The 10,541-nt window shown below is 62.1% G+C and carries 11 protein-coding genes; 5 read left to right on the top strand and 6 right to left on the bottom strand.

From position 1 onward, the window contains the following. From BB029_RS15475 to araH, 3 genes are all read left to right on the top strand, one after another. On the top strand, positions 1-699 hold a 699-nt coding region (locus tag BB029_RS15475), incomplete at its 5' end, for a substrate-binding domain-containing protein (protein ID WP_065939866.1). After that, positions 696-2,198, top strand: coding sequence for an L-arabinose ABC transporter ATP-binding protein AraG (gene araG, locus BB029_RS15470; protein WP_065939865.1), 1,503 nt, complete (start codon positions 696-698; stop codon positions 2,196-2,198). The genes BB029_RS15475 and araG, both read left to right, overlap by 4 nt. A gap of 9 nt (positions 2,199-2,207) precedes the next feature. Next, entirely contained in the window at positions 2,208-3,176 is a 969-nt protein-coding gene (gene araH, locus BB029_RS15465) for an L-arabinose ABC transporter permease AraH (protein WP_065925854.1), read from the top strand. A gap of 116 nt (positions 3,177-3,292) precedes the next feature. On the opposite strand, the gene BB029_RS15460 is transcribed toward araH, so the two are convergent. Further along, entirely contained in the window at positions 3,293-4,441 is a 1,149-nt protein-coding gene (locus BB029_RS15460) for an aldose epimerase family protein (protein ID WP_065939864.1), read from the bottom strand. Positions 4,442-4,577: 136 nt separating this feature from the next. Between BB029_RS15460 and BB029_RS15455 the strand changes: the two genes are divergently transcribed. After that, the gene (locus BB029_RS15455) at positions 4,578-5,345 is read left to right on the top strand and encodes an SDR family NAD(P)-dependent oxidoreductase (protein ID WP_027607585.1); all 768 of its coding nucleotides are present in this window, start codon (positions 4,578-4,580) and stop codon (positions 5,343-5,345) included. 138 nt (positions 5,346-5,483) lie between these two features. On the opposite strand, the gene BB029_RS15450 is transcribed toward BB029_RS15455, so the two are convergent. Together BB029_RS15450 and mug are read right to left on the bottom strand one after the other, a co-directional pair. Further along, positions 5,484-6,080 carry a glutathione S-transferase family protein gene (locus BB029_RS15450; protein ID WP_065939863.1) on the bottom strand — a complete coding sequence of 199 codons (597 nt, stop codon included), beginning with the start codon at positions 6,078-6,080 and terminating at the stop codon, positions 5,484-5,486. 38 nt (positions 6,081-6,118) lie between these two features. Beyond that, positions 6,119-6,631, bottom strand: a complete 513-nt coding sequence (mug, locus tag BB029_RS15445; RefSeq protein WP_065939871.1) for a G/U mismatch-specific DNA glycosylase — start codon at positions 6,629-6,631, stop codon at positions 6,119-6,121. Positions 6,632-6,710: 79 nt separating this feature from the next. On the opposite strand from mug, the gene yghU reads away from it, so the two are divergent. Beyond that, complete coding sequence (gene yghU / locus BB029_RS15440) at positions 6,711-7,547, top strand: glutathione-dependent disulfide-bond oxidoreductase (protein WP_065939862.1); 837 nt, start codon at positions 6,711-6,713, stop codon at positions 7,545-7,547. A 123-nt stretch (positions 7,548-7,670) separates the two neighbouring features. Here yghU and BB029_RS15435 read toward each other — a convergent pair whose 3' ends face one another. Genes BB029_RS15435 through BB029_RS15425 form a run of 3 tightly spaced genes read right to left on the bottom strand, consistent with a single transcriptional unit; the run spans position 7,671 to position 10,412 of the window. Beyond that, positions 7,671-8,597 (bottom strand): sugar ABC transporter substrate-binding protein, encoded by a 927-nt coding sequence (locus BB029_RS15435; RefSeq protein WP_065939861.1) that lies wholly within the window; start codon positions 8,595-8,597, stop codon positions 7,671-7,673. Between the two features lie 19 nt (positions 8,598-8,616). Next, positions 8,617-9,396, bottom strand: coding sequence for a TIM barrel protein (locus BB029_RS15430; protein WP_065939860.1), 780 nt, complete (start codon positions 9,394-9,396; stop codon positions 8,617-8,619). Continuing rightward, positions 9,396-10,412, bottom strand: coding sequence for a Gfo/Idh/MocA family oxidoreductase (locus tag BB029_RS15425; RefSeq protein ID WP_065939859.1), 1,017 nt, complete (start codon positions 10,410-10,412; stop codon positions 9,396-9,398). Before BB029_RS15425 ends, BB029_RS15430 begins: the two co-directional genes overlap by 1 nt. Between the last annotated feature and the right edge of the window lie 129 nt (positions 10,413-10,541).

Below are 10,541 nucleotides of genomic sequence, written 5' to 3'. Positions count from 1 at the left end.
ATCGTCGCCAAGGCCAAGGCCAACGGCTTGAAAGTGATTGCCGTGGATGACCGTTTTGTCGACGCCAAGGGCAACTTCATGGAGGACGTGCCGTACCTGGGCATGGCCGCGTTTGAAGTGGGCCAGAAGCAAGGCGCCGCCATGGCCGCCGAAGCGAAAAAACGTGGTTGGGTCTGGAAGGACACCTACGCGGTGATCAACACCTTCAATGAACTCGACACCGGCAAGAAACGCACCGACGGCTCGATCAAATCCCTCGAAGAAGCCGGTATTCCCAAGGACCACATCCTGACGGCTGCACTGAAAACCCTCGACGTCCCCGGCAGTATGGACGCCACCAACTCGGCCCTGGTCAAGCTGCCCAGCGGTGCGAAAAACCTGATCATCGGCGGCATGAACGACAACACCGTGCTCGGCGGCGTGCGCGCCACCGAAAGCGCCGGCTTCGCTGCGGCCAATGTGATCGGTATCGGCATCAATGGTACCGACGCCATCGGCGAACTGAAGAAGGCCAACAGCGGCTTCTTCGGCTCGATGCTGCCGAGCCCGCACATCGAGGGCTACAACACTGCGTTGATGATGTACGAGTGGGTTACCAAGGGCACCGAGCCGCCTAAATACACGGCCATGGATGAAGTGACCCTGATCACCCGTGCCAACTTCCAGGAAGAACTGACCAAGATCGGGCTGTGGAAATGACGGCGGCGGCCCTGCGTTTCGACGCTATCGGCAAAACCTTTCCCGGGGTCAAGGCGCTGGACGGCATCAGCTTCACCGCCCACCCGGGGCAGGTGCACGCCTTGATGGGCGAGAACGGTGCCGGTAAGTCGACGCTGCTGAAGATCCTCGGCGGCGCCTATATTCCCAGCAGCGGCAGCGTGCAGATCGGCGCGCAGACCATGGCGTTCAAATGCGCCGCCGACAGCATCGCTAGTGGCGTGGCGGTGATCCACCAGGAACTGCATCTGGTGCCGGAAATGACCGTCGCCGAAAACCTGTTCCTCGGGCATTTGCCCGCGCGCTTCGGCGTGGTCAACCGGGGCCTGCTGCGCAAGCAGGCCCTGGCCTGTCTCAAGGGCCTGGCGGATGAAATCGACCCCGAGGAAAAACTCGGGCGCCTGTCCCTGGGCCAGCGCCAACTGGTGGAAATCGCCAAGGCGCTGTCCCGTGGCGCCCATGTGATTGCCTTCGACGAACCCACCAGCAGCCTGTCGGCGCGGGAGATCGACCGCTTGATGGCGATCATCGCGCGCCTGCGGGACGAGGGCAAAGTGGTGCTCTATGTGTCGCACCGCATGGAAGAAGTGTTCCGCATCTGCAACGCGGTGACGGTGTTCAAGGACGGCCGCTACGTGCGCACTTTCGATGACATGAGCGCGCTGACCCACGACCAGTTGGTGACCTGCATGGTCGGTCGCGACATCCAGGACATCTACGACTACCGCCCGCGCGAGCACGGCGAGGTGGCGCTCAAGGTCGACGGTTTGTTGGGGCCGGGTTTGCGTGAGCCGATCAGTTTTGAGGTGCGCAAAGGCGAAATCCTTGGGTTGTTCGGCTTGGTCGGGGCAGGGCGCACGGAGCTGTTCCGTTTGCTCAGCGGCTTGGAACGCGCCAGCGCCGGCAGCCTTGAGTTATGCGGGGAGGCCCTGCAACTGCGCTCACCGCGTGATGCCATCGCCGCCGGTGTACTGCTGTGCCCGGAAGATCGCAAGAAGGAAGGCATCATTCCGCTGTCCAGCGTCGCCGAGAACATCAATATCAGCGCCCGTGGAGCCCACTCTTCGTTTGGCTGGTTGCTGCGCGACGGTTGGGAAAAGGGCAATGCCGACCAGCAGATCAAGGCAATGAAGGTCAAAACCCCGACCGCCGCGCAAAAGATCATGTACCTGTCCGGCGGCAACCAGCAGAAAGCCATTCTCGGCCGCTGGCTGTCGATGCCGATGAAGGTGCTGCTGCTCGACGAACCGACGCGCGGCATCGACATCGGCGCCAAGGCCGAGATCTACCAGATTATCCATAACCTCGCGGCCCAGGGCATTGCGGTGATCGTGGTGTCCAGCGACCTCATGGAAGTGATGGGCATCTCCGACCGCATCCTGGTGCTGTGCGAAGGCGCGATGCGCGGCGAACAGACCCGCGAACACGCGACCGAATCCAACCTGCTGCAACTGGCCCTGCCGCGCGGCCTGGCGAACTGAGAGAAGACCATGACCACTCAAAACAACGCGCTGCCGACGGCACGCAAACCCCTCGATATGCGCGCACTGCTCGACAACTGGGCGATGCTGCTGGCGGCGGTGGGCATCTTTGTCCTGTGCGCCTTGCTCATCGATAACTTCCTTTCGCCGTTGAACATGCGCGGCCTGGGCCTGGCGATTTCCACCGTGGGCATCGCTGCCTGCACCATGCTGTTCTGCCTGGCATCGGGGCACTTCGACTTGTCGGTAGGCTCGGTGATTGCCTGCGCCGGTGTGGTGGCGGCGATTGTGATGCGCGATACCGACAGCGTCATGCTGGGCATCGGCGCGGCGCTGCTGATGGGCCTGGTCGTGGGGCTGATCAACGGCATCGTGATCGCCAAGCTGCGGGTCAATGCGTTGATCACCACCCTGGCGACCATGCAGATCGTGCGCGGCCTGGCCTATATCTTTGCCGACGGCAAGGCGGTGGGGGTGTCCCAGGACCAGTTCTTTATCTTTGGCAATGGCCAACTGCTGGGCGTGCCGGTGCCGATCCTGATCACCATCGTGTGCTTCCTGTTTTTCGGCTGGCTGCTCAACTACACCACCTACGGGCGCAACACCATGGCCATCGGCGGCAACCCGGAAGCGGCGTTGCTGGCGGGGGTGAATGTCGACCGCACCAAGATCCTGATCTTCGCCGTGCACGGCCTGATCGGCGCATTGGCCGGGGTGATCCTCGCCTCGCGCATGACCTCGGGTCAGCCGATGATCGGCCAGGGTTTCGAACTGACGGTGATTTCCGCTTGCGTGCTGGGTGGGGTGTCGCTGAGCGGCGGCATCGGCATGATCCGCCATGTGATTGCAGGTGTGCTGATCCTAGCGATCATCGAGAACGCGATGAACCTGAAGAACATCGACACCTTCTACCAGTATGTGATCCGCGGTTCGATCCTGCTGCTGGCGGTGGTCATCGACCGCATGAAACAACGCTGAACCCCTTGTCATGTGAGGCTCAAAATGTGGGAGGGGGCTTGCCCCCGATGGCGGTGTATCAGAAGCAAATATGCAGACTGACACTCCGCAATCGGGGGCAAGCCCCCTCCCACAATTTAATCAGCGGTGAATTTGAAGACAGTGTTCTGGGTGTAGGTCTGTCCTGGGTTCAGGCGAGTTGAGGCGAAGTTTGGTTGGTTAGGCGCATCCGGAAAGTGCTGGGTCTCCAAGGTGAAACCACTCCAGTGCAGGTAGGTCTTGCCACCTTTGCCCTTCACCGAACCATCAAGGAAGTTGCTGGTATAGAACTGCACCCCCGGTTCGCTGGTGTAGAGCTGCAAGCGCCGGCCTGACGCCGGGTCGTGCACCTCGGCGGCGAGTTGCTTGACGTCGCCCTTGGTGTCCAGCGCCCAGTTGAAGTCAAACCCGCCCTGTTTCGGCTCGGCAAACTTGAGCTGCGGGTGATCTTCCTTGATGTGCTGGCCGATCGGGGTGGGCTTGAGGAAGTCCATCGGCGTGCCCTTGACCGGCGCGAGTTCGCCGGTGGGAATCAAGGTGGCATTCACCGGGGTGTAATGGCTGGCATGCAATGTAGCGACGTGCTTGAGGATGTCGCCGTTACCCGCACCGGCCAGGTTGAAGTAGCTGTGGTTGGTGAGGTTGAGTACCGTCGGCTTGTCGGTGGTGGCCTTGTAGTCGATGTGCAGTTCGTTCTTGTCGTTGAGGCGGTAGGTGACTTCGGTTTTCAAATTACCGGGAAAGCCCATCTCGCCGTCCTTGGACAGGTAGCTCAGCTTCACGCCGACTGAGTCCTTGTCCTTGACCGGCTCGGCCTTCCACACCTGCTTGTCGAAGCCCTGGGCGCCGCCATGCAGTGAGTTGGGGCCGTCGTTGAGCGGCACCTGGAAGCGCTTGCCGTCGAGTTCAAAGGCGCCGCCGGCCAGGCGATTGCCGAAGCGGCCGATGGTTGCGCCGAAAAACGCCGTACCGGCTTGATAGCCTTGTACGTCGTCAAAGCCCAGCACCACGTCGTCGACCGTGCCGTTTTTGTCCGGCACTTTCAGCGACTGCAACACGCCGCCATAGGTGATGACCGTGGCTTGCATGCCGTGGCTGTTGCGCAGGATGTACTGTTCGACGGCAGTGCCGTCGTTGGTTTTACCGAAAGGTTTTTGCTCGCTGCTCAGGCCGGCCGCCTGGGCGCCGCCGCTGGCGATCATCATGGACAGCGCCAGGCCGGACAGCAGGTATCGAGGGTGCTTCATGGTCGAACTTCCTTTTGTTGTTTTGAGTGGAATAGTTCTACTAATAGCGATATTTTGTCGGTTGGACAGCGAATTTATAGCCTTTAAAGCCGATTTCGTAAAATAAAATAAGACTAATTGATCGAGGCATCCTTTTATGAGTACTGAACACGCCGTTTATCCCGACCTCAAGGGCAAGACCGTACTGATTTCCGGGGGCGCCTCGGGGATCGGCGAATTCATGGTGCGCGCCTTCGCCGTGCAGGGTGCCAAGGTCGGGTTTGTGGACCGCGCGCAAAGCCAGGGCGAACGCCTGGCGGCGTTGTTGAGTTCCCAGGGGCATGCCGTGGAGTTCGTGTGCTGCGACATCACCGATGAAATCGCCTACAAGGCGGCCATAGGGCGCTTCGAGCATTCCCTGGGGCCGATCAGCGTACTGGTGAACAACGCCGCCAATGACGTGCGCCACACCCTGGAAGAAGTCGATTCGGAAACCTTCGACAAGCTGATCTCAGTCAACCTCAAACACGCCTTCTTTGCCGCCAAGGCCGTCGTGCCGATGATGAAACGCGCCGGCAGCGGCTCGATCATCAACCTCGGCTCCGTCGGCTGGATGATGGCCTCCGCCGGCTACCCGGTGTACGCCGCCAGCAAGGCCGCCGCCCACGGCATGACCCGCGCGCTGGCACGGGAGCTGGGGCCGAACCGTATCCGGGTGAACACGCTGGTGCCCGGTTGGGTGATGACCGAAAAACAGCTGGCCATGTGGGTGGATGACGCCGCCAAGGAACTGATCAGCCGCAGCCAGTGCCTGCCCGGCAGCGTACTGCCGGAACACATCGCCAATATGGCGCTGTTTCTCGCGTCCGATGCCTCGGCGATGTGTTCGGCGCAGAACTTCATCGTTGACGGCGGCTGGGTCTGAACCGAACACCCTCTCTCAGACAACACAGACCAATGTGGGAGGGGGCTTGCCCCCGATGGCGGTGGTTCAGGCAGTACTTCTATAACTGACCCACCCTTATCGGGAGCAAGCCCCCTCCCACATTTGAAACTGTGTCGCTTATTCGATGGGATAACGCTTGAACGCCGGATGCCGCTCCAGCCGCTCGGCATGCCGTTGCAGGTTGGGAAATGCATCCGCCTTGACCACCGATGCCACGGTGAACTGGCTGAACGACCAGGCCACCGCCGCCGTAATCGACGCCTGGGTCAGTGCTTCATTGTCGCCCAGTTGCTTGTCCAGCAACCCATAGGCCGCGAGCAATTGCCCGCTCACGCGCTCAAGCCACGGTGCATGCAGCTTCTCGGCCGGGCGCAGGTTGTGTTCATAGACGATCTGCACGCTCTTCTCACAGGCCGCCAGCGCCAGTCCCAGAACGTGCAAGTCCTTGGCCAGTGCCGCAGGTTGCCGGGGCAACAGCTTCCTGTCAGCCGGGGCCAGGGTTTCGAGGTACTCCAGGATCAGGCTGGAGTCCATCAACACCGTGCCATCGTCCAGCACCAGGGTAGGGGCCTTGACCACCGGGTTGATCTGCGCAAATTCGTCGAAGGTGCGGAACACGGACAGGGGTTCATGCATGAAATCCACCCCGTACAGGTCCAGGGAAATGGCCACGCGGCGCACGTAGGGCGAGTCCAGCATGCCGATCAGTTTCATGAAGCCTCCATTGCTGTCAGGGTGACGAGCCCAAGAGATTAAGGGCACTCGGTCGCCCGGCGCAATTGTTGATACGCCTGCACCAACTGCTCCAGGCTGAACGCCAGGTTGCGTCCGCTGGGATTGGGCAGTACCCACACTGACGCGCCGCCCAGCGCCTTTGGCTGCAAGCCCCAGTCGATCTCGCGTTGGCCGCTCACCGCGCTGTAGCCGGGCTTGCCCAGGAACGCCACGAAGCGCGGCGCGCAGTGGCGGATCTTGTGTTCGAAGCCCGTCGCGGCCTGGGTGAACTCATGTCGTGCCAATTCGCCCGCGCTGGCCGTGGGACGTTCCACCAACGTGGTCAGGCCGCAGTGGTAGTGCAGCAGCGTACGCCCGTGTTCGGGGCGGATTTCATGGGGCGTGAAGCCGGCCAGGTGCAGGGTGCGCCAGAAGCGGTTGCTGCGGTTGGCGAAATGCAGGCCGAGGGCGGCGGAACCCTTGCCGGGGTTGATGCCGCAGAACACGACCTTCAGGTGATTGGCGAGAATATCTTCAAGTCTGTCGGCCATGTGGGGGTATCTGAATGTGAGCCAATCGGTAAGATGCGCTTTGAATTCATCCATTCCAAGCGCCTCAGGAGCAGTGAGCATGACCGATTCATCCAGCTATGTCCCACCCAAGGTCTGGACCTGGGACACCGAAAGCGGCGGCACCTTCGCCAGCATCAACCGGCCCATCGCCGGCGCCACCCATGAAAAGCAATTGCCGGTCGGCAAGCATCCGCTGCAGCTGTATTCCCTGGCCACGCCCAACGGGCAGAAGGTCACCATCCTGCTCGAAGAACTGTTGGCCCTCGGGCACAGCGGCGCGGAATACGACGCCTGGCTGATCAAGATCGGCGACGGCGACCAGTTCGGCAGCGGCTTTGTCGGGGTCAACCCGAACTCGAAGATCCCGGCCTTGATGGACCACAGCGGCGCCCAGCCGATTCGCGTGTTCGAGTCCGGCGCGATCCTGCAGTACCTGGCCGAGAAGTTCGGCGCCTTCTTCCCCACCGAGCCGGCGGCCCGCGCGGAATGCCTGTCGTGGTTGTTCTGGCAGATGGGCAGCGCGCCGTACCTGGGCGGTGGCTTCGGGCATTTCTATGCCTATGCGCCGAGCAAGATGGAATACCCGATCAACCGCTTTGCCATGGAAACCAAGCGCCAACTGGACGTGCTGGACCAGCGCCTGGCCGTGAGCGAATACATCGCCGGGGATGAATACACCATCGCCGATATCGCCATCTGGCCGTGGTACGGCGGGTTGGTCAAAGGTCGCTTGTATGGGGCGGCGGAGTTTCTCTCGGTGCACGAGTACAAGCACGTACAGCGCTGGGCGGACGCGATTGAGGCGCGGCCGGCGGTGCAGCGTGGGCGGCGGGTGAATCGGGTGTCGGGCGAGGAACAGTTGCCCGAACGCCATGATGCAAGTGACCTGGACTGATTGAGATCCAAGTGTGGGAGGGGGCTTGCCCCCGATAGCGGTGGATCAGTCACGGATGTATCAACTGACCCACTGCCATCGGGGGCAAGCCCCCTCCCACATTTTGATCGCCTTATCTTCAATTTACTTGTAGCGCTGTTCGAACACTGCCACCTGTTCGGGCTTGATGAGCTCGAACGGCACCCACACCTCGGACTCGATCGGCTCGCCCTTGATCATCCTGATCGCCGACTGCACCGCTTGCGTGGCCTGGGCCTTGGGGTCCTGGAATACCGACGCCGTGAGCATGCCGCGCTTGATCGCCGCCAGGCCGTCGGGCAAGCCGTCGATGCCGATAATCGCGATCTCGCCCTTGGCCTTGCCCGCCTGTTGCAAGGCCATGGCCGCGCCAATCGCCATTTCATCGTTATTGGCCACAATCGCATCGAACTGCGTGCCGGCCAGCAGCCAGTTGCTGGTCAGGTCCATGCCCTTGTTGCGTTGCCACTCGGCGCTTTGCTGCTCCACCACCTTGATGCCGGGAAAGTCCTTGAGCACCTGCTTGACGCCTTCGGTGCGGTCATGGGTGGCGTTCTGCGCGAGGTCGCCCATGATGATCGCCACATTGCCCTTGCCGCCGAGCTTTTCCGCGAGGTAGCGCATCTGCAATTGCCCGGCCTCGATATCGTTGGACGCCACGGTGACCACGCCCTTGGGCAAGATGCGCTCATCCGGGTGGCGGTTGACGTACACCAGCGGCGTCTTGGCCGCCACGGCGGCGCGGGTCATGTTGGCGGTGGCGGCGGTGTCCACCGGCAGCACGATCACGGCGTCGACTTTCTGGTTGAGAAAGCCTTCGACCTGATTGAGCTGGCGCACCACGTCGCCCTGGGCGTCTTCGAACTGGATCTGCACGTCCTGTTGCTTGGCGGCATTTTCCAGGCCGGTGCGCACGTAGGTCATGAAGTTATCGTCGACCCGCGCGATGCTCACGCCGATGCGATACGCGGCGAAGGTCCATTGGCTGAACAGCAGTAAAAATGCAGCAACAAGCAATGAATAGCGATGCATGAGGGTGTTCCTTTTATTGTTATAGGGTGAACGCTTGACGGAAACGCTCCAGGGCCAACTCGCTGTCGCCGCTGGCCCAGCCTTCGAGGCCGACCACGCCGTTGTAACCCATGGCGTGCAGGGCCCTGGCAATGGCCGGGTAGTGGATTTCGCCGGTGCCGGGCTCCTGGCGTCCGGGCACGTCGGCCACCTGGATTTCACCGATGGCGCTGCCCGCGCGCTGGATCAGCTCGATCAGGTTTCCTTCGCCGATCTGCGCGTGGTACAGGTCCAGGTTCATCTTCAGGTGCGGGCTGCCCACGGCTTCGATCAGTGCCAGGGTGTCGTCGGCGCGGGCGAACGGGGTGCCGGGGTGGTCGACCTCGGTGTTGAGGTTTTCCAGCAGGAACACGCGGCCGGCGTCTTCGCCCAGGCGCGCGATTTTTTCCAGCGCCTTGCACGCGCTCAGCCACATGCGTCCGGTGGTCTGGCTCACGGGCTGCACCGGCAGGCCGCCGTCACCCAGTCCGGTGCCATGCAGGTTGAGGCTGGGGCAGTTCAGGCGCTCGGCAACGCCGATGGATTCGCGCGCGCTGTCGAGCAGTTGGCGGATGCCGTCGGGGTCGGTGAGGGTGCCGCTGATATAGCCGGTCATCGAAGTGAAATCGGCGCCGGTGGCGGCCAGGGCGCTGATGTCTTTATTGGTCCAGTTCCAGATTTCGGCACTGAAACCCAGTGCATGGATGCGCTTCACGCGCTCGACGAAGGGCAGGTCGAGAAACACCATCTCGGCACTGATCGCCAATTTGAACGGGCTCATCAGCGGGCTCCCTGCACGGCCACGGCCTTGCCGGTCTCGAACGACTCGATACAGGCGCGAGCGATCGCCAGGGCGGCGCGCGCGTCTTCACCACTGGCCATGGGCTTGGCGCCGCTGCGCAGGCAGTCGACAAAGTGGTTGAGTTCGGCGATGTAGGCGTCGCGCAGCAGGTCGGTGTCCATACGCTGGGTGTCGGCCTGGATGCCCTCGGCCAGGTAGCGCACAAGGTCGGAGTCGTTGAGGCTGCCCATGCTCAGCATGCCGGCGCTGCCGAACACTTCGCCGCGCACGTCGTAGCCGTACACCGCCTGGAAGTTGGCCTCCGCGGTGGCGATGGCGCCGTTGTCGAAGCGGATCGCGACCACGGCGGTGTCGAGGAAGCCTTTGCTTTTGTATTCCGGTGCGATCAGTGCGTCGGCCATCACATACACCTGCACCGCTTCGGCACCGGGGTTGAGGTAGCGCAGGGTGTCGAAGTCGTGGATCAGGGTTTCCAGGAAGATCACCCATTGCGGCGAATTGGCCGGGTTGTTGAGTGCCGGGTCGCGGGTCAGCGAGCGCAACAACTGCGGCGTGCCGATGCGGCCGGCCGCCACGTCGAGGTGGGCCGTGCGGAAGCTCTTGGCGAAACGCCGATTGAAACCGACCTGCAGCGGCACGCGCGCATCGGCCGCGGCGGCAATGGCGCGGTCGGCTTCGTCGAGGGTGATGGCCATGGGTTTTTCGCAGAAGATCCCCTTGCCGGCACGGGCGGCGCTGATCACCAGTTCGGCGTGGCTGCGGGCGGGGGCGGCGATGAGGACGCCGTCGATGTCCGGGTCGTCGAGCAGCTGTTGCGGGTCGGTGTAGACCTTGCCTACCCCCAGTTCGGCCGCCAGGCGTGCGGCTTGGCCGGGAGTGGGGTCGGCGATGGCGGCGAGGGTTGCGCCGGGGATGTGTCGCGCAGCGGTCAGGCCGTGGAAGCTGCCCATGCGACCTGCACCGATCAAGCCCAGGCGGATGTTCTGTGTACTCATGAAATGACCCCTTTTTATTGTTGGCCGCAGGACAGCCCTGACTGGCAAAGGGGCAGGAGCAAAGGTTATGCCAATTTATAATTGTCTGATAACTAAGGATTTATAAAATACAATAAACAAAATGTGTTC

The sequence above is a fragment of the Pseudomonas sp. S3E12 genome (genome assembly GCF_001702295.1).
Classification (GTDB): Bacteria; Pseudomonadota; Gammaproteobacteria; order Pseudomonadales; family Pseudomonadaceae; genus Aquipseudomonas; species Aquipseudomonas marginalis.
Note: the sequence above shows the minus strand (reverse complement) of the source record. Positions and strands in the feature narration are given on the sequence as shown.

Excerpts from the sequence above, each read along its gene's own strand:
- BB029_RS15435 (WP_065939861.1), bottom strand. The coding sequence starts at position 8,597 with ATGCATCGCTATTCATTGCTTGTTGCTGCATTTTTACTGCTGTTCAGC.
- BB029_RS15450 (WP_065939863.1), bottom strand. The coding sequence starts at position 6,080 with ATGAAACTGATCGGCATGCTGGACTCGCCCTACGTGCGCCGCGTGGCC.
- BB029_RS15460 (WP_065939864.1), bottom strand. The coding sequence starts at position 4,441 with ATGAAGCACCCTCGATACCTGCTGTCCGGCCTGGCGCTGTCCATGATG.
- BB029_RS15455 (WP_027607585.1), top strand. The coding sequence starts at position 4,578 with ATGAGTACTGAACACGCCGTTTATCCCGACCTCAAGGGCAAGACCGTA.
- BB029_RS15425 (WP_065939859.1), bottom strand. The coding sequence starts at position 10,412 with ATGAGTACACAGAACATCCGCCTGGGCTTGATCGGTGCAGGTCGCATG.
- BB029_RS15430 (WP_065939860.1), bottom strand. The coding sequence starts at position 9,396 with ATGAGCCCGTTCAAATTGGCGATCAGTGCCGAGATGGTGTTTCTCGAC.
- yghU (WP_065939862.1), top strand. The coding sequence starts at position 6,711 with ATGACCGATTCATCCAGCTATGTCCCACCCAAGGTCTGGACCTGGGAC.
- araH (WP_065925854.1), top strand. The coding sequence starts at position 2,208 with ATGACCACTCAAAACAACGCGCTGCCGACGGCACGCAAACCCCTCGAT.
- araG (WP_065939865.1), top strand. The coding sequence starts at position 696 with ATGACGGCGGCGGCCCTGCGTTTCGACGCTATCGGCAAAACCTTTCCC.
- mug (WP_065939871.1), bottom strand. The coding sequence starts at position 6,631 with ATGGCCGACAGACTTGAAGATATTCTCGCCAATCACCTGAAGGTCGTG.